Source organism: Dyadobacter frigoris, from assembly GCF_005280585.1.
GTDB lineage: Bacteria > Bacteroidota > Bacteroidia > Cytophagales > Spirosomataceae > Dyadobacter > Dyadobacter frigoris.
In genome coordinates, this window is sequence record NZ_SZVO01000008.1 from 221,452 (window position 1) to 245,756 (window position 24,305).

The 24,305-nt window shown below is 39.0% G+C and carries 22 protein-coding genes; 10 read left to right on the forward strand and 12 right to left on the reverse strand.

Translation table 11 applies throughout. From position 1 onward, the window contains the following. Positions 1 to 55: 55 nt before the first annotated feature. Both dnaA and FDK13_RS18165 read left to right on the forward strand, forming a co-directional pair. Entirely contained in the window at positions 56 to 1,513 is a 1,458-nt protein-coding gene (dnaA, locus tag FDK13_RS18160; RefSeq protein ID WP_137341433.1) for a chromosomal replication initiator protein DnaA, read from the forward strand. A 14-nt stretch (positions 1,514 to 1,527) separates the two neighbouring features. Continuing rightward, complete coding sequence (locus FDK13_RS18165; RefSeq protein ID WP_137341434.1) at positions 1,528 to 2,496, forward strand: hypothetical protein; 969 nt, start codon at positions 1,528 to 1,530, stop codon at positions 2,494 to 2,496. A gap of 1 nt (position 2,497) precedes the next feature. On the opposite strand, the gene FDK13_RS18170 is transcribed toward FDK13_RS18165, so the two are convergent. The 3 genes from FDK13_RS18170 to FDK13_RS18180 form a co-directional block, all read right to left on the reverse strand. Beyond that, positions 2,498 to 3,292, reverse strand: coding sequence for a DUF3108 domain-containing protein (locus tag FDK13_RS18170; protein ID WP_137341435.1), 795 nt, complete (start codon positions 3,290 to 3,292; stop codon positions 2,498 to 2,500). Positions 3,293 to 3,308: 16 nt separating this feature from the next. Then, entirely contained in the window at positions 3,309 to 4,346 is a 1,038-nt protein-coding gene (locus tag FDK13_RS18175; protein WP_137341436.1) for an aminopeptidase, read from the reverse strand. Between the two features lie 199 nt (positions 4,347 to 4,545). After that, positions 4,546 to 5,292, reverse strand: a complete 747-nt coding sequence (locus FDK13_RS18180) for an acyl-CoA desaturase (RefSeq protein ID WP_137341437.1) — start codon at positions 5,290 to 5,292, stop codon at positions 4,546 to 4,548. 507 nt (positions 5,293 to 5,799) lie between these two features. Between FDK13_RS18180 and recA the strand changes: the two genes are divergently transcribed. Next, a complete protein-coding gene (gene recA, locus FDK13_RS18185) occupies positions 5,800 to 6,870 on the forward strand; it encodes a recombinase RecA (protein ID WP_137341438.1) in 1,071 nt (356 codons plus the stop codon). Positions 6,871 to 6,963: 93 nt separating this feature from the next. Here recA and FDK13_RS18190 read toward each other — a convergent pair whose 3' ends face one another. From FDK13_RS18190 to FDK13_RS18215, 6 genes are all read right to left on the reverse strand, one after another. Then, on the reverse strand, positions 6,964 to 8,499 hold the full coding sequence (locus FDK13_RS18190) for a sigma 54-interacting transcriptional regulator (RefSeq protein ID WP_137341439.1): 1,536 nt from the start codon (positions 8,497 to 8,499) through the stop codon (positions 6,964 to 6,966). Between the two features lie 16 nt (positions 8,500 to 8,515). Next, positions 8,516 to 10,087 (reverse strand): ribonuclease Y, encoded by a 1,572-nt coding sequence (rny, locus tag FDK13_RS18195; protein WP_137341440.1) that lies wholly within the window; start codon positions 10,085 to 10,087, stop codon positions 8,516 to 8,518. Between the two features lie 162 nt (positions 10,088 to 10,249). Further along, entirely contained in the window at positions 10,250 to 10,567 is a 318-nt protein-coding gene (locus FDK13_RS18200; RefSeq protein ID WP_137341441.1) for a cell division protein ZapA, read from the reverse strand. Then, a complete protein-coding gene (locus FDK13_RS18205) occupies positions 10,564 to 10,908 on the reverse strand; it encodes a hypothetical protein (protein WP_137341442.1) in 345 nt (114 codons plus the stop codon). The genes FDK13_RS18200 and FDK13_RS18205 overlap by 4 nt, the downstream gene beginning before the upstream one ends. A 137-nt stretch (positions 10,909 to 11,045) precedes the next feature. After that, positions 11,046 to 13,460: a phenylalanine--tRNA ligase subunit beta gene (gene pheT, locus FDK13_RS18210; RefSeq protein ID WP_137341443.1), complete on the reverse strand. Its 2,415-nt coding sequence runs from the start codon at positions 13,458 to 13,460 to the stop codon at positions 11,046 to 11,048. 80 nt (positions 13,461 to 13,540) lie between these two features. Then, complete coding sequence (locus FDK13_RS18215; protein ID WP_137341444.1) at positions 13,541 to 14,188, reverse strand: DUF1684 domain-containing protein; 648 nt, start codon at positions 14,186 to 14,188, stop codon at positions 13,541 to 13,543. A 191-nt stretch (positions 14,189 to 14,379) separates the two neighbouring features. On the opposite strand from FDK13_RS18215, the gene FDK13_RS18220 reads away from it, so the two are divergent. From FDK13_RS18220 to rodA, 6 genes are all read left to right on the forward strand, one after another. Beyond that, complete coding sequence (locus FDK13_RS18220) at positions 14,380 to 14,757, forward strand: response regulator (protein ID WP_137341445.1); 378 nt, start codon at positions 14,380 to 14,382, stop codon at positions 14,755 to 14,757. Between the two features lie 8 nt (positions 14,758 to 14,765). Then, a complete protein-coding gene (locus tag FDK13_RS18225) occupies positions 14,766 to 15,527 on the forward strand; it encodes an MBL fold metallo-hydrolase (protein WP_137341446.1) in 762 nt (253 codons plus the stop codon). A gap of 288 nt (positions 15,528 to 15,815) precedes the next feature. Further along, on the forward strand, positions 15,816 to 16,883 hold the full coding sequence (locus tag FDK13_RS18230) for a PLP-dependent cysteine synthase family protein (RefSeq protein WP_137341447.1): 1,068 nt from the start codon (positions 15,816 to 15,818) through the stop codon (positions 16,881 to 16,883). A gap of 121 nt (positions 16,884 to 17,004) precedes the next feature. Beyond that, positions 17,005 to 18,579 (forward strand): NFACT RNA binding domain-containing protein, encoded by a 1,575-nt coding sequence (locus FDK13_RS18235; RefSeq protein ID WP_137341448.1) that lies wholly within the window; start codon positions 17,005 to 17,007, stop codon positions 18,577 to 18,579. A gap of 94 nt (positions 18,580 to 18,673) precedes the next feature. Further along, positions 18,674 to 20,599 (forward strand): penicillin-binding protein 2, encoded by a 1,926-nt coding sequence (gene mrdA / locus FDK13_RS18240; protein WP_137341449.1) that lies wholly within the window; start codon positions 18,674 to 18,676, stop codon positions 20,597 to 20,599. Positions 20,600 to 20,650: 51 nt separating this feature from the next. Next, a complete protein-coding gene (gene rodA, locus FDK13_RS18245) occupies positions 20,651 to 21,934 on the forward strand; it encodes a rod shape-determining protein RodA (protein ID WP_137341450.1) in 1,284 nt (427 codons plus the stop codon). Between the two features lie 25 nt (positions 21,935 to 21,959). Here rodA and FDK13_RS18250 read toward each other — a convergent pair whose 3' ends face one another. The 3 genes from FDK13_RS18250 to FDK13_RS18260 all read right to left on the reverse strand — a co-directional run bounded on the left by FDK13_RS18250 (position 21,960) and on the right by FDK13_RS18260 (position 23,074). Beyond that, positions 21,960 to 22,394 (reverse strand): PIN domain-containing protein, encoded by a 435-nt coding sequence (locus tag FDK13_RS18250; RefSeq protein ID WP_137341451.1) that lies wholly within the window; start codon positions 22,392 to 22,394, stop codon positions 21,960 to 21,962. Further along, a complete protein-coding gene (locus tag FDK13_RS18255; RefSeq protein ID WP_137341452.1) occupies positions 22,391 to 22,594 on the reverse strand; it encodes a hypothetical protein in 204 nt (67 codons plus the stop codon). Before FDK13_RS18255 ends, FDK13_RS18250 begins: the two co-directional genes overlap by 4 nt. 99 nt (positions 22,595 to 22,693) lie before the next feature. Next, positions 22,694 to 23,074: a DUF423 domain-containing protein gene (locus tag FDK13_RS18260; protein WP_137341453.1), complete on the reverse strand. Its 381-nt coding sequence runs from the start codon at positions 23,072 to 23,074 to the stop codon at positions 22,694 to 22,696. Positions 23,075 to 23,231: 157 nt separating this feature from the next. Here FDK13_RS18260 and FDK13_RS18265 point away from each other — a divergent pair, with 157 nt between their 5' ends. Beyond that, positions 23,232 to 24,293 (forward strand): glycosyltransferase family 9 protein, encoded by a 1,062-nt coding sequence (locus FDK13_RS18265; RefSeq protein WP_137341454.1) that lies wholly within the window; start codon positions 23,232 to 23,234, stop codon positions 24,291 to 24,293. The last annotated feature ends 12 nt before the right edge of the window (positions 24,294 to 24,305 follow it).

Genomic DNA, 24,305 nt, shown 5'->3' on the forward strand with positions numbered 1-24,305 from the left:
ACTGGTTTATCTGCAGAGACCATCTATTTTCTTATCTTTGCCGTCCTTTTGATTTATGATATCTGATTACGAAAGTTTGACATTGGAAAGAGTAACCGCACATAGAGAAGTAGACCAAATATGGGATAGTTGCCTCAGGGTGATTCAGCAGCATATTCCTGAGCAGAGTTTTAAAACGTGGTTCGAGCCAATCCGACCACTGAAAATCTATGGTAAAGTCCTTACGATTCAGGTACCAAGTCAGTTTTTTTACGAATGGCTGGAAGATAACTACGTTAATCTTTTAAGAAAAGCTTTGGACTATGCCATTGGCCGGGATGGTCTTTTGGAATATTCAATAATTGTTGATACAGGAAATGAGAAGCATCAGCCGCTTACCATGAATGTGTCGACTGTGAAGTCGCCTAAATATTCGAAACCTGATAATTTTGCTACGGACCCAAGAATGGGTTCAAATAATAATAACGTGAAGGATCAGGATTCGATGAATCTTGACACGTATCTGAATCCGAATTATTCTTTTGATAATTTCATTGAAGGAGATTGTAATCGTTTGGCGCGCTCTGCCGGCTTTGCTGTGGCGCAGCGTCCTGGTTTGACTTCCTTTAACCCTTTGATGATGTACGGTGGCGTAGGGCTTGGTAAAACCCACCTTGTGCAGGCGATCGGGAATTATATCATGAATCACTTTGACAATAAGCTGGTACTTTACGTTTCTTCCGAGAAATTTACAAATCAGTTTATCAACTCGATCAAAAACAATACGCTGCAAAACTTCACGGATTTCTACATGAAAGTGGACGTTCTGGCGATTGATGATGTTCAGTTTTTGTCAGGAAAAGAGAAAACACAGGATACGTTTTTCCATATTTTTAATCACCTGCACCAGTTAGGAAAGCAAATTATCATGACCAGTGACCGTCCGCCGAGAGAGCTGGAAGGTTTGCAGGATCGTTTGCTTTCACGGTTTAAATGGGGCTTAACGGCGGATTTACAAACGCCGGATTTTGAAACGCGTATTGCCATTATTCAAAAGAAAATCCAGGCAGAAGGAATTGAGATCGATTACGATGTGATTGAATATATTGCGCATAGCGTGAATTCGAATGTGCGTGAACTGGAAGGTGTGATCGTTTCTTTGATGGCTCAGGCTTCTTTAACCCGACGTGAAATTGATGTTGAACTGGCGAAAAATACGCTGAAAAACATCGTAATGAACGAAGAGAAAGAAGTGACAATTGATACGATTCAGGAAATTGTAGCCGATTATTTCAAAGTGACAATTGCCGATCTGAAAAGTAAAAGCCGTAAAAAGGAGGTCGTTTATCCGCGCCAGCTTGCTATGTTTCTTGCAAAAGAATATACCGATTTGCCTTTAAAATCAATCGGTTACCATTTTGGTGGACGGGATCATAGTACGGTTATTCACTCGATTCAAAGCGTAAATCTGCTTATGGGTGAAACACCAGACGTAGAAGAAACTTTGCAAAAACTTCGTAGTTACTTTAAGTAAAAGGTCGTCTGTTCATGACTTTGCCTATCCTGCTTCCGCGCTCCGAAATTAATGATGAGCGTTGGAATGAGCTGGCAGCAAAATCGAAACAGTCGGTGGTTTATGGTTATAGCTGGTATCTTGATATCGTCTGTGACAGCTGGAAAGCACTCGTTTGGCCTTCTGCGGAAGATTATCAAATTGTAATGCCCTTGCCAATTAAGTGCAAGTGGAAAGTTGAGGTAATTCAGCAGCCTTTATTTTGCCAATATCTTGGCTTATTTTTCATAGATAAAATTTCAGAACAACAGCTTTACCTGTTTCTGGAAAAACTTTCCTCCTCTTTTCTCTACATTTCTTCCTACAATTTTCATCCTGATAATACAGGGATTCTACAAGATGTTTTGCATCAGTTTCCAAAATTCGAAGTAAAACAAAATCATACTTACCGGCTTTTGTTATCTGATTCACTTCCTGATATTCAATTAAAATATTCTTCTGATCGAAAAGCGAATTTAAAACGAGGTAAAAGATTTAACTGGACGGTTAAATCCAGTGATGATATTCAACCGCTTATTCAATTATTTCAGGATCATCATGCCTCTGGTATTTCGGGTGGAGTTTCTAATAAAGCATATGAAATTTTATCGCAACTGTTCGAAACATTAAAAATGTATGAAGCTGCCGAAGTTTTTTATGCCGAAAAGGAAGACAAGATTAATGCGGGAGCTTTGTTTGTGCGAACAGGTAAGAATGTGCTTTTCCTGTTTAATTCGGCAGATTTAGTTGGAAGGCAAGAGAACGCAAGATCCATTTTAATCGATCATTACTTCAAATTAAACGCCGGAAAATCGCTGTGTTTTGACTTTGAAAGTCCGGAGATAAAATCAATTTCAGATTTCTATAAAAGTTTTGGCGCTGATCCGGTTTCTTATTTTTCAATCAGAAAAAACGATCTGCCGTTTCCTTTTAAACAAATTCAAAACTGGCGGGTAAGAAAATAAATTAAAACCATTCAAGCTCCGTCTGAAGATTTTTTACAGATTTGATATCCATTTCAAGAGATCCGATGGCAAGTTCTACTTCGGCTTTGAGCGGAATTTTATTCACATCATCTGAAACCCACAATTTTACGGCTCCCTCTCCCTTAAATAATTTATTATCAGGGATTAAGGGATTTAATTTCAAAACCTTTATCTTCCCGAATTTCGTTTTAATTACGTCTTTTCCAGCATATTTGATACGAAGTTTATAAACCTCACCATCAAAAAAAGTCGGGATTTCTATGACTTCTCCCAAGGCTATTTTTTCAAAATTTATCGTACGCAGGAAAAAATAACCGCTGATGATATCATTGATATTGTTGGGCGTATTGAAGGTTTTGGTTTCTTCCTTAATTGTGGAAGTCGCCTGGTCCTTGTCGTGATTAAAAACAATGGTCTCTTCTTTCCTGTATTTATTTTCCTGAATACTCTGGTAAAACATATGAGGAACAATAGCCAGCGTGTCCACATAAGACCGCCAATTGTCACGTACGCGCGTGATAAGGTCAAAGGCACCCACAGTTCTGCCCGTAACATTGATCTTGTAACAGGGATGATTATTGACTATGGATAAGTTTCTGGCAATTTCAACTCTGGCTTCTGCCGCATTGATAAAACCGTAATGAACACGGTACTCTACTTTTTCACCAAAACTGAAACTTTTATTTACGATAATTCTATTTTGTTCATACTGCCTGAAAGCCAGGATTGCCAAAACCGATAAAACTGCAATAATCGTAATTTTCAATCTCTTCATAAATATCGTTGTAGTACTATAAGGAAGGATATTTTTCTTTCAAATAAGACAAGTACTTTCTGAAATTCCCTCCGAATTTTGTTTCAAATTCATTACGAAATAAATTTTGCTTTGATTTATAAGTTTGATAACTGATAAAGTAAGCATTATTAGGCAGGTTTTTACCGTCCCACCTACTCTTGGTTTTCAACGTTTTTTTGTCAGCAAACAGTGTATCGGCATCATTAAGTATTTTTGAAATTACCTGATTCTTCAAAACATCCTTTGCCGCGGTGTCCAGTTTAACTTTATCAAAAGAACTATATAAGCTGTCCAACCTTGAAATTCCTCGGAGCATATGCTGCGAATAGGCATCGTTATACTTTTTTGAAAATTCATATGTACGAAGTTCTTTCGAATTCAGACCATATTTTTGTTTTAAAAAACGAATTGCACCTAAATCCCCGACAAAACTGGCCAGGTTTTCATTTAGTTCAAGGTCGTTTTTTACAAAAAGTGTACCGTGAGTAAGTTCGTGAAGGATTAAATTAGCGAGACTTCCTTCGCGTCTTCTTAACATACTTGAAAGAATCGGATCTTTGAGATATCCCAATGTAGACCATGCCGAAACTTCCCCAATGTCTGTATCAAAACCTTCCTGTTTCAAAACTTTCTCTTCCCGCACAGCGCGCGTTGAATCGAAATATCCTTTATAAGGAAATGTTCCAATGATCGGGAATGACCATTTGTAAGCATTAATACGATATCTGTCCGAAGCATTGATAACCCAGATAAGCGGTTTCCCATGCTGGTTATAAAAAGTTGTATAGTTTTTTGAAGGACTCAAACCAAGCGAATCGACACCAAATTGCTTGATTTCTTCAATCAGCCGAATTCTTGATTTTAAGGAATCGGGGAATGCCGGATCGTCAAGAACCTCTTCAACATCCTGAACATTCATAAGAATTGTAACCTGGCCCTTTGCCTGCATCCAGCCATAGCTGACCAGGTCGTGATAGTAAATGGCAATCAAGGTCAGCAATATAAATAAGCCAAGAAATATTTTTTTTATCACGGATACAATATTTTGTTTTATCGAAAAAAGGCCAGTCAATATAACCGGCCTTTTTCGATAAAACAAAAATAGAGAAAACCTGCTGGTTTAATTTACCGGATTACAATTTCTTAATGTCAGGAAACTGATAATCTGTTTAGCCGGATGTTTGTAAATTCAATTGGTGAAAATTCGCGCATTAGTGGCAAAAGAATAAAGATTACATATAATTCAAATCGTTATTGGGTTTGAGGTGAATTATTTTTAGTTTGTTGAGAAGTAATATGAATGGGTAGGTTGGATCAAATTCATGCCATTTGAACCCGAAATTTGCCCGTCCGCCAAACTTGTGATGATTGTTATGATACGATTCTCCCATCATCAAAAAATCAAAAGGCAGCAGGTTTTTTGCAGTATCATCCACTTTGAAATTGACATAGCCGTAACGATGCGCATACCAGTTGATGATCACTCCATGAACGGGCCCCATTAAAAAATGGATCGGCAGCAATAGAAACATCCACCAGGACGTAGCAAACTGGATATAAAAAGCCACATAAAAAACACCCCAGCCAATTCTTGAAATCCAGGAATCTCCAAGTTTTTCCATGAATTCCCAATGCGGAACACCTTTCTTAAATTTCGGTTCAATCGTATCAGTTTTGTGAACGATGTTGTTATAGTAATTTTTCGTCTTCCACATCATATCAACAATGCTGTCAGAGAAACTGGGGGAATGAGGATCGAGTTCTGTATCTGCATAAGCATGGTGAAGTCTGTGCATAACGCCATATGCATACGGGCTCAAAAAGGAAGAACCCTGGAAAACCCAGGTAGCTGTATAGAAAAATTTCTCCCAGGCCGGACTCATGGTAAACATTTTGTGGGCCGCGTAACGATGCAGAAAAAAAGTTTGCATCAATAAAGACAAATACCAATGCGCAATGAAAAAGATTAAAATGATCATTTAAGGGATATAAAAGACAAACTTGATTTCAATGGAACAAAGTTATTCCGGCAAGAATTAAAGAAATCTGATAAATATCAGTTCTCAGGAAGACTTTGGTGCGTGCGGGCAAAATAAATTTTAAAGGGGAATTAATTTTGCCTGCGATATTGATTTACGCAGCCAGTTATTTAAGTTGATTTCGAATTATGATTTATTGAAATCGTGGTAAGAAATAAATGAAATTGATCCTGTTTTAGGAAGTAAACGTCTCTTTAATATTCTGTTACAAATATTTTGCATAATATTTTAATTGATACGGAAAATATCATATCTTTGTTACTGAGTTTATCTGATGGCAATTTTTGGCTTTGGTAAATTCAGTTATTTAATACGTTATGTGAGCAAATTTATCTTTTAAGTTTCATTAAGAATAGGTAAATTTACACTTGTCAAATAAGTGATTTCATGCGGTTTTGAAATAAAAAGCCGCTTTTATGTACAAACTAAATCAACTTGTCCTGCTTTATGGCACAACCAACAACAACGGATAAAGAAAACAAATTAAAAGCACTTCAGACAACGCTTGAAAAGCTTGACAAAACTTACGGTAAAGGAACTGTAATGCGTTTGAGTGATACGAAGGTGTTGGATATTCCTGTAATTTCAACAGGTTCTCTTGGGCTTGACCTGGCATTAGGCGTAGGTGGGCTTCCGCGTGGTCGTGTGGTTGAAATTTATGGCCCTGAATCTTCCGGTAAAACAACTTTGTCAATGCATTGCATTGCAGAGGCTCAAAAAAGAGGGGGACTTGCAGCTTTTATTGATGCTGAACATGCTTTTGATCGTGCCTATGCGGAGAAACTGGGTATTGATACAAGCAATTTGTTGATTTCTCAGCCCGATAGCGGAGAGCAGGCTTTGGAGATTACTGAACATTTGATAAGCAGTGGTGCTGTTGATATTATTGTAATTGACTCGGTAGCGGCGCTTGTTCCCCGTGCGGAACTGGAAGGGGAAATGGGAGACAGTAAAATGGGGCTTCAGGCTCGTTTGATGTCTCAGGCATTGCGTAAGCTGACGGGTGTTATCAGTAAAACGGGATGCTGCTGTATTTTTATCAACCAGCTTCGTGAGAAGATTGGTGTGATGTTTGGTAACCCTGAAACTACTACGGGTGGTAACGCATTGAAATATTATGCTTCTGTTCGTTTGGATATTCGCCGTGTTGGTCAGATCAAAGAAAGTGCAGACCAGATTCTTGGTAACCGTACACGTGTAAAAGTGGTTAAGAATAAAGTGGCTCCTCCGTTTAAAGTGGTTGAATTTGACATCATGTATGGCGAAGGGATCTCGAAAGTAGGTGAGATCATTGACCTTGCTGTGGAGCTTGAAATTGTTAAGAAATCAGGTTCATGGTTCAGTTATGACGGAAACCGTCTTGGACAAGGCCGTGATGCAGTAAAGGCGCTTATTAAAGATAATCCTGAATTGATGGATGAACTGGAAGCGAAAGTTCGTGCAAAAGTAAATCGCGAGCCAGATGTTTTGGTTGATACGCTGGAACCTAATGTTATTGATGAAGGAGCCCCTGAATAATTTATTCTCAAAGAATATTTTTGACTAGGATATAAAAGTAAAGCCCTCCGGAAAATTTCCGGAGGGCTTTACTTTTATATTGAAAAGGTTGATTTAAAATCTTCCTTTTTCGTCATCATCATCGTCAAAATCGAAATCTTCATCATCTGGTCCGGAGAACATGCTGCTCACAAGATCCTGGAATTTGATTCCCTGATCAAGCGATTGTTTTCCGATCAATGAATATTCAGCCATACCATGCAATGCAAATTCCATCATGAAAAGTTTTTCATTGGCATCGCCATAAGCACTTAGCATATCCACGAAATCGTCTAATCCATCTATGGTTTTAAGACGGGCGATATATTCACGATCCGGCATATCACCGATCATTTCCATCTCGTTTCCTGAACCAAACCATTCAATTACTTTCGCAAATGGATTGATCTTGCTTTTCTTGGATTTTTCAGGATCCGGGAAATAATTCAGGAATTGTGTACGAATCGCTTTTCCAATCAGGTTTTGTGCAACGATAACCGGTCCTTCAACTTCACCTTCATACACCAATTCAACCTTACCGCAAATGGCAGGGATTACTCCGTAAAGATCAGAAATACGTACATAAGTAGAATCTTCACCATTAATAAGTGCACGTCTTTCAGCAGAACTTAACAGACTTTCATAAGCGGAAATCGTCAAACGGGCTGAAACACCACTTTTACTATCTACGTATTCACTTTCACGTGCTTCAAAGGCAATTTGTTCGATCAATGTTTTAATCAACTCATTAACCTTAACAATCTCTTTTTGCTCTTTTTTAACAACAGCTTCCTGTTCAGTAATTTTCTTACCGACTTCAAGTGTTTTTGGATAATGCGTTACAATCTGGCTTTCAATACGGTCTTTCAACGGTGTTACGATGCTACCACGGTTTGTATAATCTTCCGGATTGGCAGTGAACACAAACTGAATATCCAGAGGTAATCTTAATTTAAAACCACGGATCTGAATATCGCCTTCCTGTAAAATATTGAACAAAGCAACCTGAATACGTGCCTGCAAATCGGGCAATTCATTGATCACGAAAATTCCTCTGTGTGAACGTGGAATCAAACCATAATGAATTACACGTTCGTCAGAATAAGGCAATCTCAAAGTAGCCGCTTTGATCGGATCCACATCACCAATTAAATCAGCCACAGAAACATCCGGCGTAGCCAGTTTTTCTGTGTAGCGTTCATTTCTGTGAAGCCACTCAATTGGGGTATTATCACCTTTTTCTTGAATTATATCTTTGGCAAAACGTGATAACGGAGCCAGCGGATCATCGTGAAGTTCAGAGTCTTTCACGTATGGGATGTATTCATCCAGCAAATTCACCATCATACGGGCAATACGTGTTTTTGCCTGTCCGCGCAAACCTAATAAATTGATGTTGTGCATTGATAAAATGGCACGCTCAACATCAGGAATTACTGTTTCTTCATATCCCCAGATACCGGGGAAAACTTCTGTTTTACTTTTTATTTTTTCAATAAGGTTATCCCGAAGTTCCTGCTTGATAGAACGGGATTCATAACCAGCTTTTTTTAATTCACCAAGCGTATGAATGCCTAATGTTTGTGTACTTGTCAGCTCTGAATATTTCATGTATCATTAGGCTAGTTTACCGCGCATAAGCCACTGAGCGCATTTCGCGGATTACAGTAATTTTTATTTGTCCCGGATACTGCATTTCTTTTTCAATTTTTTGCGAGATGTCAAAAGAAAGCATACCCGCTTTTTCATCAGAAACGTTATCGGCATCGATGATCACACGAAGTTCACGACCTGCCTGGATTGCATAACATTTCTCAACACCATCAAAGGACATGGCCATATTTTCAAGATCACGCAGACGCTGAATATAAGATTCCATCATCTCGCGACGAGCTCCCGGACGGGAACCTGAGATCGCATCACATACCTGGATGATCGGAGACAAAATGCTTGTCATTTCAATTTCATCATGGTGAGCTCCGATTGCATTACATACTTCCGGATTTTCCTTGAATTTTTTGGCAAGCTCCATACCCAGAATTGCGTGCGGCAAATCTGATTCTTCCGGCCAAACTTTTCCGATATCATGTAACAGACCCGCACGTTTTGCCAGTTTAGTATTTAACCCTAATTCCGCCGCCATAGTTGCACAAAGCTTTGCCACTTCTCTTGAATGCTGCAAAAGATTTTGTCCATAAGAAGAACGGAAACGCATACGGCCGATCATTTTTACAAGCTCAGGGTGCAAACCGTGAATACCCATATCAATCACAGTACGCTCGCCAATTTCAACGATTTCGTCGTCAATATTTTTACGCGTTTTAGCAACAACTTCTTCAATACGTGCCGGGTGAATACGTCCATCCTGAACCAGACGGTGTAAGGAAAGACGGGCAATTTCACGGCGAACAGGATCAAATCCGGAAATTACGATCGCTTCCGGAGTATCGTCTACTATAATCTCAACGCCGGTTGCAGCTTCCAAAGCACGAATATTGCGTCCCTCACGTCCAATAATCTTACCTTTAATATCATCATTTTCAATATTGAAAACGGATACACAGTTTTCGATCGCATGTTCTGCGGCCGTGCGCTGGATGGTTTCAATAACGATTTTCTTCGCTTCTTTTGTCGCAGTCAGACGGGCTTCTTCCATGGCGCTTTTCACGTAGGAACCTGCTCTGGTATCAGCTTCTGCTTTCAATGCATCCACCAATTGTTCTCTTGCCTGATCAGCAGTCAAATTAGCCAGTTTTTCAAGTTGTGAAACTTGCTGACTTAGCATTTTTTCAGCTTCCTCACGTTTTTTAGTAGCGGTTTCAAGCTGATGCGTCAGGTTTGTTTTGAGTGTTTCAACTTCCGCTTCCTTGCGCTTGCTCTGCTCAACAGTTTGCTGAAGACTTTGTTCGCGCTGTTTCAGTTTTTGTTCGTTTGTCTGAAGGATTACTCTTTTCTTGTTCGATTCTTCTTCAAATTCTGTTTTCAGTCGCAGATACTTTTCCTTTGCTTCAAGAATACGGTCTCTTTTAATATTTTCAGCAGATTGCTCTGCATTGCGTACGATCTCCGCGGCCCTGTCCTGGGCTTCTTTTTCTTTTTGATCGAAAGATTTTTTGAAAATGTATTTACCTGCAAATACCCCTACACCCAGTGCAATGATATCAGATAGAAGGACAATAAAAATTAAAGAATTTGACATTTTAGTAATGTGTTTACAATAGTTGGGTTCTACCGACTACATGCGTTTAAAATGCCGAACTTCTCTGTTTTACGGTTATAAGGAGATCTTTTACGATTAATAAAAAGTTTAAATGATTACAGACAAACTACTTATCTGTCTGCAAGGCAGAAATTTACTGACTTAATTAGGGATACCTTCTGACACTTTTTCATCCAGAATATTCACCCTGTTATCGAACATTGACATAAGACGTTCCGTCTCTGCCTGATTCCTTTGCAATGCCACCAGGCACTCAATAGAAGCAAGCGCTATAGCCTCGATATCGTCGTAACCTTTCCCTTTTCCTTTATTCTTAATTATTCGTACTCTTTCCATGAATGTATCATAACCATCCCTGTAAAATATTTCCTGGTCCGCCGGAACACTCAACTTAAAACCTCTGTCAAGTATCTTAATGAAGACTGAAACATCGGGATTGGGTATATGATTATTTTTCATAAGGTATCTTCAAGCAATTCAATGCACTTATCGATCTCTTCAATATATCGTTCAACGGATTCTTTCAGTTCGGCCAAACCGCCTGTTGGTGTCAGTTTACTAGTGACAATTTTAACGAAAGTTTTAGACTTATTAAAGTCTTTTTGCAAAGTAGTGTATTTTTTCTTTATTTCTTTTACTTCTTCTTTTAACTCGTTGTTGTTATTGCGCAACTCCGAGTTTTCACGTAGTAATTCTGAAACTGACCAACTTAGTTTCTCTTTCGTCATGATTAAGATGTCCAACTTCTTCTCCAAGTCGGACAATTTTCTTTCAATCATTCGGGGAGTGAGCTCTTCCATTTTTTTGACGAAAGCGGAGCTAGCCGCAGTTAAAATCTAAAACCGAACGGATTCCCGCCCGGTTCTACTATCGTTTGTACGTTTTACAAAACCTTTATTTCCCTTAAAATCCGTATCAACAAAACGGAGCATAACCATTATTTTCTAATGACTGCTCCCAATTCGCGCTCATAGGTAGTGATCAACCGCTGCATCGATTTTTCAATTACTTTATCGGTCAGCGTTTGCTGATCATCCTGTAATATGAAACTGATCGAATAAGACTTTTTCCCTTCCAGGTTTGCTCCTTCGTACACATCAAAAACATTTACTGAACGTAATAATTGTTTTTCTGTTTTATAAGCGATCTGACGAAGTTCTTCAAACGTGATTTTCTTTTCAACAACCAGCGATAAATCTCTTCTTACTTCCGGGAAACGGGAAACTTCTTTGAACTGAACGGCATAATTATATTGGCGAAGCAAATAATCCCAGTCGAAATCAGCGAAATAAACCGGAGATTTGATATCACCTTTTTTGGTAATTGCGGATTTTAATAAACCAAAAGTTACCAGCGGTTTTTTATTCAAAGTCAAAGTAATGCCTTGTTGGAAAATATTAGCGTCTGCAGCTTCTTTCTCAACATTTTTTACTTTCATTGCTGACAATACCTGGTTTACAGAAGCAGCAAGATCATGGAAAGTCACATCTCTCGACTTTTCAAGCCAGGTTTCCTCCTGGAAATTTCCCGAGATGAAAAGCGCCAGACGCTCTTTTTCAGAATACTTTCCATTTAACTCATGATATGTTTTACCGAATTCGAAAATCTTAAGATCTTTCTGGCGGCGATTCGTATTGTAAGCAATTACCTCTAAACCTGAGAAAATTAAAGTCTGGCGCATTACCGACAAATCTTCACTCAGGTAATTTAAAATCTTAACCGGATTGCCAAAAACACTTTCTCCCAACGAAGCCTGCGGTTCAGGTTTTGTCAAAGAGTTTGTAATGATTTCGTTATATCCGTTGGCAGCCAACAATTCCGAAAGGCGCATTTTTAATTTCTCAGGATCGTTAACCGGGAAATCAGAAAGGAAATCAGAACTTAAACCGGCTGATAATTCAATTTGACCAAAACCATAAATACGCAGAATTTCCTCGATCACATCCGCTTCGCGCTGCACGTCCACACGGTAAAGAGGGACGACAGCAAGGAACCCATTTTCATCTTCGTCAACAACCGAGATATCCAATCCGTTAAGAATTGTTTTGATCAAAGATTTATCCAGAGGTTTTCCGAGAAGCCTGTCGATGTGGCGATATTTGACATTCACTTCGAAATCATAAGCGGCGTTTGGATATAAATCAATAAGATCAGACGATATTGTTCCGCCCGCGATTTCTTTCACTAAAAGCGCCGCACGTTTTAACGCATAAACCGGCATATGTGGATCTGTACCTCTTTCAAACCGGAAAGAAGAATCTGTTTTCAAACTAAAACGCTGTGCCGTACGACGAACCCAGGCTGGATCAAAATAAGCAGATTCTAAAAATATAGAAGTTGTTTCTGCCGTTACACCCGAAGTTAATCCACCGAAAACTCCGGCGATACACATCGGTTCCGTTTCATTACAGATCATCAGATCAAGATCAGAAAGTTTTCTTTCCTGTCCATCCAACGTCACAAATGGAGTTTCAGCCGCTACCGTTTTTACTATAATTTTATTACCAGTAATTTTATCTGCATCAAAGGCATGCATTGGCTGACCAAGATCATGGCAAATGAAATTGGTAATATCAACGATTGAATTAATGGAGCGAATTCCAATTGTCGCCAAGCGTTGTTTTAACCACTCTGGAGAATCAGAAACTTTTATTCCTGTAATCGTAACACCTGCATAACGTGGTGCAGCTTCTTCATTTTCAACCGTTACCGTAATTGGTAAATTATGATTTTCAACAGCAAAAGATTCAACCGAAGGTAATTTGATTGCACGATTTAACACCGCTTTCAAGTCACGCGCTACTCCATAATGTGAGGCTGCATCCGCACGGTTTGGTGTCAATCCGATTTCGATCATGAAATCAGACGAAATTCCGAAATATTCTGATGCCGGTGTTCCGTTTGGAAGATCAGTATCCAAAACAAGAATTCCGGCGTGAGATTCGCCAAGACCTAATTCATCTTCTGCGCAAATCATACCTTCTGAAACCGCTCCTCTGATTTTTGATTTTTTCAAAACCAATGGTTCTTCGTTACCCGTTGGATATAATGTAGCACCAACGGTGGCTACAATTACTTTTTGTCCGGCCGCTACATTTGGAGCGCCGCAAACAATATTCAGGGGTTGTTCCAAACCAACATCAACAGTCGTTATTTTTAAACGATCTGCCTCAGGATGTTTTTCACAAGTCAGTACTTCACCAATTACAACGCCTTTCAAGCCACCTTTTATGGATTCAACTTCTTCAATTCCTTCTACTTCCAGGCCTGTTCCGGTGAGTAATACACCTATTTCTTCGGGAGATTCAGTAATTTCAATTAATTCTTTAAGCCACTTATACGAGATCTTCATGCGGGTATTTTATATAGGTACGAGGTGAGAAGTGGTTTTAAACCTCTTATCTTTATTCCCTGATTAATATTTTAACAAAATTAATGATTTCCTTGTTCTCCCGCGCGAATTGCTACTGATAAAGTATTTTCTTTTGGGGGTACAGGGCACGCGTAGGTTGGCGCATAAACGCAATATGGGTTATAGGCCGTGTTAAAATCAAGGACCAGTGAATCGCCTTTTATTTTAGAAACAGGATAATCAAGATATCTTCCGCCGCCATACGTTTCTTTTCCACTGGTTGCATCTTTGAAAAGAACAGATATAACGGCTTCATTTTTTAACAGCAAAAGTTTTTGTGCTACGCCATTCAGACTGAAATTAGCATAACCCATTTTTTCATAGGTAGTTGTGCTTCCGTCAGTATATGGAACCTTAAGTTCAATATCCTTTTTTTCGTAAGGTGTGATAAATGCTTTAACACGAAAAGATGGATCGATGTCAAAATAATGAAGCCCGTGAAAGTTATCTTTATCCTGAATAGGGGAGTCTTTTGTTGTCCGGAACTGGTCGTCTTTCGAAACCCTTTCCTGTGTGATTTTGTCGATGTATTGCTGAGGATTTGCTGCTATCAAATCATCTTTATCGGCCTCAGCATTGCCGGAACTAAAATTTTCAATAAAAAAATAAGCGAGGATTGCCACAAGCATCGCCAGGGTACTCCAGCGTATTACTTTATTTTTGAACATAATATTGCAAATCAATTAGTAAAAAGAATTACAAACTTACATCTGAAATATGCGTTTGTAAAAATCAGAACCGGATTATTTATTTTTTTATGATAATTTTGGAACTTCCCGGCTCCGGAATTTGCGTTGTTGAATGAAATATACCTAAATTCACCTGCCAAATAATTAAAAAACAATACCTGATCCATTATATGTCCTACACAAAACGAGTACTCATTGCCGAAGACAGCTCAGTAATTCAAAATCTGGCAAGGAAGATTCTGGAATTTCAACATTATGAGATTACTTCCGTAAAGAATGGAGAACAAGTGTTACAGCTTCTTGAAAAGGAAGATTTTGACATCATTTTGCTGGATATCAATATGCCTGTGATGGATGGAATGGAGTGTGCACGGAATATTAGAAAATTGGCAAATGCTGACAAGGCGAAAACACCAATTGTAGCGATAACTGGCAACGCCAAAAACTATTCGGAAGAAGACTTTAAAGAAGCCGGATTCGACGATGCGCTTATGAAACCGTTGAACTTTGACCGTTTGGTAGAAGTGGTTGCGCATTTGACAGAATAGTTTGTTGCATGAAGATTACATTTTTAGGAACCGGCACATCACAAGGAGTACCCGTTATTGCTTGTGATTGTGTCGTTTGCCGTTCAACTGATTTCCACGACAAACGACTCAGAACCTCCGTCTGGATTCAGGTTCATGGAAAATCTTTTGTAATTGATACCGGTCCGGATTTTCGGCAGCAAATGCTTTGTGCCAATGTCCGGGAGCTTGATGCTATCATTTATACACATCAGCATAAAGATCATACAGCTGGTCTGGATGATGCACGAGCCTTCAATCATCGTCATGGGAAAGATATTCCGCTTTATGGGCGTCAGGAAGTTTTGAACCAGATTCAGGTAGAATTTGCTTACGCCTTTCAGGAAAAACGGTATCCCGGCGTTCCACATTTTGAGCTGCATCCAATAGAAAACGAACCTTTTGATGTTCAGGGTGTTACGTTTATTCCAATTGAAGTGATGCATTATAAGTTAGCCGTTTATGGCTACCGTGTCGGTGATTTTACCTACATAACCGACGCGAATTATATCTCCGAAATAGAACAGGAAAAAATTGCAGGAACACGGGTTTTAGTTCTTGACACACTTCAAAAAGAACCGCATCTTTCTCATTTTACACTTTCACAAGCACTGGAATTAATTGACAAACTCAATGTCCCGATGGCTTATCTGACACATATTAGTCATAAACTTGGATTGCACGCTGAGGTTGAAAAGGAATTGCCGCCGAATGTGAGGCTGGCTTATGATGGGTTGGTTTTGGAATTGTAGAAATTGGACGGTACCAGACTTTTCACTTTCGGCGTATTGCTATTGGGGTTTATTAACATTTCTAAGGAAAATGTTGCTGGAAATATTCTGAATAACAAGATATCAGTTAAAAATAAAGCTTACTTCAATAATTACCTCTAAGAATTAGTCCATGATAAAATGGAATTTAAGTAAATCGAAGTAATAGCATCTATCATAAGTAATGTAAAATCAATTATCAAAATTGCTTTCCATAATTAAGCTGTAATCTTTGTGTAAATTATTGCAAAGTCTAAGATCAGCCTATAAATGAACCACCCATTACATATAGATAAAACTTCCTGGATCGGAAGTGCCATTTCAAAAATTGAATCGGATTACCAGCGTTCCGCAGATACACATCTTATTTTCCTGCAACTTCCCTCTTTCCCGGATATTGATTTTTATTTCAAAGATGAATCTACACATCCTTCCGGCAGTTTGAAACACAGGTTGGCAAGATCTTTATTTTTGTATGCGATTTGTAATGGCTGGGTCCATGAAGGAACGACAATTGTTGAAGCTTCAAGCGGTTCCACGGCAGTTTCAGAAGCCTATTTTGCAAAACTTTTAGGGCTGCCATTTGTGGCCGTTATGCCAAAATCAACTAGTCCGGACAAAATTCAGGCGATTGAGTTTTATGGTGGAAGATGTCATTTTGTAAATCATCCGGCAGAAGTATACGAGGCTTCACACCAGATTGCGCAGGAAACCGGAGGACATTTTATGGACCAGTTTACTTTCGCAGAAAGGGCAACGGACTGGCGGGGAAACAACAATATTGCCGAATCTATTTTCCGTCAGATGAAATATGAAAATCATCCGGTTCCAAAATGGATTGTAACAGGCGCCGGCACCGGAGGAACTTCGGCGACACTTGGCCGCTATGTGCGTTATGAACAACATGCCACGCAAATCTGCGTTGTGGATCCTGAAAATTCGGTTTTTTATGACTTTTGGAAAAATAACGATCCGGAACTTTGCAGTGAAATTGGATCAAGAGTTGAAGGAATCGGCAGGCCGCGAGTAGAGCCATCGTTTTTAAGAACAGTTGTTGATCATATGATTCAGGTACCTGATGCGGGAAGTTTTGCTGCCATGTTAAAGCTTACTACTTTGCTAAATAAAAGAGTTGGCGGTTCAACCGGAACAAATTTCTGGGGCGTATTGGAATTGGCAAAAGAAATGAAAGCAAACGGAGAAGCGGGTTCGATTGTTACGCTAATATGTGATTCGGGAGAACGTTATATGAATACTTATTATAATGAAGAATGGCTTGAAATAAATGGTTATTCAGAGGAAGTTTCGAGACATCAGTTGGCGATAAATTTGAGTTGAATAAAAAACTCGGTGCCCCTCTTTTTAGCTCCGTGTTTCTCTGTGTAACCATAGCTGGTAGTAGGAAAAGCAGGTTTTGACGAAAGAATCGCAAGAAAAACAAAAAGTTAAAACAAACAAAGTGCACCAAAATTATTACTTCTTAAAAAAACTTGCTCCGCGCCTTAATCAGGAATTGACCGGAAAAAAATTCATTGAAGCATTCAGTCAGGAAAAGGATGAGATTGTTTTGGTTTTTGCTGAATCTGAAATTGATGAGGTTTTACAAAAACCTTTCTTTATCAAAGCTACTTTACGTTCTGATTTCGCCTGTCTGAGCTTTCCAGACAAGTTTGACCGGGCGCGTAGAAACAGTGTCAATCTTTTCACACATTTATACAACCGGCAGATTGTTCATGTGCGGGTTTTTACAAATGAAAGAGCTATTGAAATCATTTTTAAAAATGGTGAAGTTCTGGTTTTAAAGCTATTTGGAAACCGTTCCAACCTTATTGCTTTTGATAAGAACGGAGCTGTTAATCAATTATTTAATAATAAGCTTGCAACTGACTTAACACTTTCGCTCGAAACGCTGGACCGGCCGATTGATCAGTCCTTTGAAGCTTTTGAAAAAAATGACCTGCGGTTTGAGCCTCTTTTTCCGACTTTTGGGAAACTTGTAAATAAATATCTGAATGGTTTATTAAAAGAAATAACCAAACCAGAAGAGCGGTGGAATATTGTTCAGTCTGTTTTAAATCAACTTAAAAATCCTGTTTTTTATATTACTAACATCGAGCTTGTACCGGTACTTTCCTTGTTGCCGGCAGGAGAAATTGTAGAAACTTATAGCAATCCGATTGAAGCGTTAAATGCTTATTACTATGCATTTATTCGTCTGACGGGTATTGAAAAAGAAAAAGCGGAGATACTAAGAATACTGAAAAAGCGTATTTCGCAAACTGAAAATTATCTCGAGAATACATTTAAAAAATTAGTCGAGCTGGAAGAGGGAACCAAAAATGATGAAATCGCCAATATTATTATGGCAAATCTTCATCAGATTCCAGAAAGGGCAGAAACAGTGGAATTATATGATTTTTATCGTGACCAACCAATAAAAATACGTCTGAAAAAAGATCTTACGCCACAGAAAACAGCGGAGGGATATTATCGGAAATCAAAAAACGAAAAAATAGAAATTGCCCGTTTGCACGATAGTCTTGATGCAAGAGAAAAGGAGAAAGAGAGAATGACGGGGTTTGTAAAATCGATTGAAGCCATCGAATTATTACGAGAGCTCCGTACATTTATCAAAGCAAATGGATTGAGTGGCGGAAATGCAGTTTCGGTAGAACAAGCGGATTTATTCAAAAAAATAGACTTTCTGGGTTTTTCGATTTTGATCGGGAAAAATGCTAAAAACAACGATTTGCTAACCAAACAATATGCGCATAAGGAAGATTTGTGGCTGCACGCAAGAGACGTTACGGGCTCTCACGTTGTAATAAAACATCAATCAGGTAAAAAATTTCCTGCTCCTGTGATCGAAAGAGCCGCACAGCTGGCCGCCTGGCATTCAAAAAGGCGGACGGATAGTTTGTGTCCGGTTATTGTTACCCCAAAAAAATATGTTCGTAAACCCAAAGGACTTCCGGAAGGTGCCGTAGTGATTGATAAAGAGGATGTAATCATGGTGGTTCCGACGGGAGAATAAAGTATGATATTTTAGGTATCAAAGCGCTTTGATAAGTCTTTCGATATCACGAACTTCGTGTGAAAATTGTGAGAACAGGAATATTTAGTGCAGAATGCTTGAAAATCGTCGCTTTGTTATTATTGGCTTTTTTGCTTTAATAGGTTTTATCTACCTGTTTCGTTTATTTTATTTACAAGTCCTGGATGAAAGTTATTCCATAGAATCATCCAGTAACTCCATCAAACGTGTAATTGAAGTTCCTTTCCGCGGCCAGATTTATGACCGCAACGGGAAATTGATTGTATACAATACACCTGTTTATGATTTGCTGGTTACGCCTTACAAAGTAAAGGTGGACGATACGCTGCGTTTTTGCAGAGTACTTGGCATTGAAAAACGTGAATTTGACAGCCTCATTACCGCAGCCAGTGCTTATTCCAGAGTTAAACCGTCGTTGTTTTTGCGACAATTATCCAAGGAAGATTTCGCATCTATCCAGGATATTATGGTGGATTATTCCGGTTTTGAATTTGCAAAAAGTTCTATGCGGACTTACAAAGGTGCGACGCTTGCCAACACGTTGGGTTATGTAAGTGAAATTAGTAAAAAACAGCTGGAAAAGCAGGAAGAGCCGTACTATCGTCAAAGCGATTATATTGGACAAACGGGTATCGAAAAAATTTATGAAAACGAACTGCGGGGAAAACGCGGTACCAAGTTTGTAATGCAAAATGTAAGCGGTGTTTACAAGGGTGCCTGGAAAGGCGGTGAGTTGGATACGATGGCGGTTGCGGGAGCCAATCTTTACTCAGGAATAGATATCGATATTCAGCAATATGCGGATAGTTTAATGATGAACAAAGTAGGAAGTGTCGTTGCGATCGAACCAAAGACCGGGCAGATTATTTCCATGGTTTCTGCTCCGACCTACGATCCCAATTTTTTGGCGACAAGGCATTTTTCGAAAAATTATACGGCACTTTACCGGAATCCATACAAGCCTTTGTTTAATCGTCCGGTCATGGCGAGTTACCGACCAGGTTCTACTTTTAAATTAATTCAGGCCCTGATCGGTTTGCAGGAAGGAGTCATTACACCAAATAGTGGTTTCACCCACGCAAATTGTCCGATTGGCTGCCACAATCACCCCGGTACCCCAACAGTTGCGCTGGGGGTAACGCATTCTTGTAATCCTTATTTCTACAATGTTTTTCGTCGGATTATTTACAATAATAAAATTTCAAACACCTTCAAAGCATCCGCTGCCGGGTTGGACGTCTGGCATGATAGGATCAGTAAATTTGGTATAGGCCAACAGCTGGGAATTGATTTGCCAAGTGAGCGAAAAGGTAATTTACCTGATAAAAAATATTACGATAAGATCTACGGAGAAAATCGCTGGAAATTCTCAAACATTTATTCATTAAGTATCGGGGAGGGTGAAATTTTGATCACGCCTTTGAAAATGGCGAATGTGGCTGCCATTATTGCAAACAGGGGTTATTACTATACTCCTCACGTTATTCATAGTGTTGGAGAAAGCAGAACAGTAAATCCTGATTTTACAGTACGACATGAAACCGGTGTTGCGCCTCATAATTTTGAACCGGTGATTGAAGGAATGGTGGGGGCAGTAGAAGGTGGAACGGCCAGAAGATCAAAAGTTGAAGGGATTGAAATCGCTGGTAAAACAGGGACTTCCCAAAATAAAAGAGGGATGGACCATTCTATTTTTATCGCTTTCGCGCCAGTGGATGATCCGAAAATCGCCATAGCAGTTTTTGTTGAAAATGCGGGTGCAGGCGGTTCAGCAGCAGCACCGATTGCCAACCTTATCATTGAAAAATACCTGACCAGGAAAATTACAAACAAGGCGTTGGAAGAAAGGATCATGAAAGCGGATTTTATGAAAAACGTAATTCTGCCAGCTCCGCCTAAGCCAGTTGCCAAAGATACAGTTAAAAGAAGACAGGGAATTCCGATGGCGCCGCTTGAAAAACCAATTCCGTCGGAGATTAACTGGTTTAAGAGATTTTGATTCCAGTCAGTTCAATAGTCGTTAATTCATCAATAGTATAAAAGTTAAGTAATGGAAGAGGGAAAACCCATAACCAAAAATGTCGATTGGATGGTCGTGCTGATCTATATCGCATGTCTTGGCATAGGATGGGTCAATATTTATGCAGCTGTTTACAATCCGGAAACACATAGCAGTATTTTCGATTTATCGAATAATGCCGGTAAGCAGCTGATGTGGATCGGTACTACTTTTATATTGATTATCTGCATTTTAGTCATCGATTATAAATTTTATGAGACGTTCTCGTTTATCATTTATGCGATAGTAATATTTCTATTGGTCGTCGTTTTATTTGCCGGGTCTAATATCAATGGATCAAGATCCTGGATCAAGTTTGGAGCTATTTCTTTACAACCAGCTCAGTTTGCGAACCTTGCTGTTAGTTTAGCGATATCGAAATATTTAAGTGATCCGGCCATTAGTTTAACCAGAAAGCTCAAAGACTACTACCCAATTTTAGGAATTATCGCACTTCCCTCTTTTTTGATTCTTTTGTCAAATGAAACGGGTTCCATGCTTGTTTTTGCATCATTTGCTATTATTCTTTACAGGGAAGGAATGCCTGGTTTTATTCCGGCGATTGGTATCGTTTCAGCGGCCTTGCTAATTATTTCTTTGCTTTATAACTCCTGGTACATTGCCGGTGCAATTATCTTTATTGCAGGAATTGTGATCTGGGTAATGCCGGTTATGACGCGTCGGAGGGGAGGACTTATGGCAACTGTTTTAATTGCTTTTGTCATGATATCAATTGTTTTTGGGGTAGATTTTTTCATGAATAACGTCTTACAAAAGCATCAGCGTGGACGTATTATGGTACTTCTGGATCCGGATTCTGATCCCCGTGGAATTGGCTGGAATGTAATTCAATCCAAAATTGCGATTGGCTCGGGCGGATTTACAGGAAAAGGATTTTTACAGGGAACACAAACAAAATTTGACTTCGTACCCGAACAAAGTACCGACTTTATTTTCTGTACAGTAGGCGAGGAGCACGGCTTTGTTGGAACCGCGGTAGTAGTTTCTCTATTTATCTTACTGATTTCCCGTCTTGTTGTCCTGGCAGAACGACAGCGAAGCAGATTCGCACGTGTGTATGGTTACTGTGTCGCCGGAATTTTCTTTTTCCACTTTTTGGTAAATGTCGGAATGACAATCGGGTTAATGCCGGTTATTGGAATTCCTCTGCCGTTTTTCAGTTATGGAGGATCTTCATTATGGTCATTTTCTGTTTTGCTTTTTATCTTTTTAAAGATAGATGCGCAAAGACCGTTTACGCTTTCGAGAGGATAATTTTTACAGAAATTATAGAGAAAGTTTAAATCAATTTTTCAAATAATTCGCTAGTGCTAATTGTACGGTCAAAGCCTAACGCATTTAAATGGTTGACTAGTTTTTTATCTCCTGTCCATAGCCAGCCGTTTGTCTGCAAAGCCAGGGCTACATAATTAATATCAAAAGCATCGACACCAATGGTTAAACGTTCAGCCTCTTTCCAATGCTGTTGTTCGATTAGTGTCTCGTTAAAAAACTCAATATGTCTGAGTGCTGCATACAAAATATCCAAAACCTCGTTTTGAGATCTTTTTGAATATTTTATAATTTTGGGTTGATGTTTAAATAACTCAATGAAAGCATAATAACAGCTTATTTTCTCAAATGGAGATGAGGGGTGAGCAATTATTTGTCCTATCCGGCTGTCTGGTGCAATTACTGCACTAAACATAATATTCATGTCAATGATGACGATCATCTAATGAACAAACTGCGGTTTTTTATCCACCATTCGTTGTGAACATCACGAGCTAATTCGGTAGCTTGCTCCTCTGTTCCCTGATTTTTGGAAATAGATTCCATCAAATTAAGGTAGTCCACAACCTTTTGAGTCGCTCTGATATCAGCCGGTGCGGTAACTCTTATAATCAGATCCTGATTTTGCTGTTCAATTATCATTTGTTATCCTTTTAAACAAATATAATAAACTTATGATCAACAGTCAACCTGTAAATTATCAGTTAATTAATGGGAATCACCTTGCTTAATAGAAGAAATTTAAGCCAATTTCCCTGCCGCCATTATTAACAAAATCCAGCCTGCAATCAAAAGCAAACCGCCAATAGGCGCAGTTGCACCAAATTTTGTTATACCTGTGAAACAGATCGCATATAATGATCCTGAGAATATGATTACCCCAAAAATAAACGCATGACCGGACCAAGCCAATAATTTTACTGCATCTTCTCCCGCCCGTTGCAGCAAAAGTCCCACCAAAACCATGGCCAAAGCGTGGTAGAATTGATATTTTACTGCAGTTTCAAAAGTTTCCATTCTGCCAGATGCTTCAAGCATTCCTTTTAATGCGTGTGCGCCAAAAGCGCCAAGTGCTACGGCTAAGGCGCCAAAAATGCCGCCTGCCTGAATAATAAATTTCATATAAACTGAGCGTTGAAAGTTTGCTACTCTGTCGTGATTACTTATGAGCAAAGTTAGGTTTGAGAAAAAGGACAACCAACTCTTTGACGGAAATTTATTTTAACTTGCAGGCAGAATCAGCAATCTTGAAATATAATATCCGGGAAAAGATTACAAAATGACAATAGAACGTTTCAGGCAGCTTTGGACACACCGCTATTTTAAGTATTCACATATTCTTAAAGCTCACTTTTTGGCTTACCAGGCCTGGATTTATTTCAAAACAAAAAAGGCGAAATTTGCAAAAGGACAGAAACTGATTGCGATTGTAAGAACCGAACATTTCGGAGATATTGTAGCCGCTGAACCTATTGGCAGATATGTCCGTTCGCTACATCCAAATGCTCATATCGTATGGTTTGTTAAGCCGTCCTATCACGAATTAATCGATTTTAACCCATCGGTGGATGAAACTTTCGGAGAGTTTTGTGTAACCCAGCGTAGGGTTTTGTTTGAAAAAAATGTTTTTGATAAGATATATCCACTTCAATTCAGCAACAATAATCATTGTACCAAATGCCAGGTTTCCATCGGGAATCCAATTGCTGACCGAAAAGGAATCAATGTACATACTTACTTTAACTTCGGAAATTTACTTGAAGTTTTTGCTCAGACGGCAGATTTAATTAATAGCAAAATTTCATTTCCGGCTGATGATCAGCCCAGATTATATTTACAGGATCAGCATAGGCAAAAAGCTGATTCTCTACATTTGCCGGAACGTTTTGTTGTCATACATTGTCAATCCAATTATGTGCCAAAAGACTGGCCCGCAGAGCGTTGGGATCAACTTGTGAAATGGCTTTCTGAAAATTATTCTTACAAAATTGTTGAAATTGGTCTGAAAAGTAATTTAACAACAAAGGAAATGAATTACAGAAATTTGTGCGGACAATTGTCCATTCTGGAAACCGCCGAAGTTATCAAAAGGGCTGATTTTTTCATTGGTCTTGATAGTGGTCCGTCGCATTTGGCTAATGCTGTAGGTACAGCAGGCGTTATTTTAATGGGATCTTTGGGCGCTTTTCCTTCGTATAACCCTTATTCGGGAAGTTACGGGCGGCAGGAAAATGCTTTTTTTGTACGTCAGGAAGGGAAAATGTGTTCTGAGCTTTCCTTTGAATTTGTAAAAGAAAAAGTGGTCAGTGTGCTTGATAAAGCTATTTTAAAGAGAGAATAATATTCTTATAAT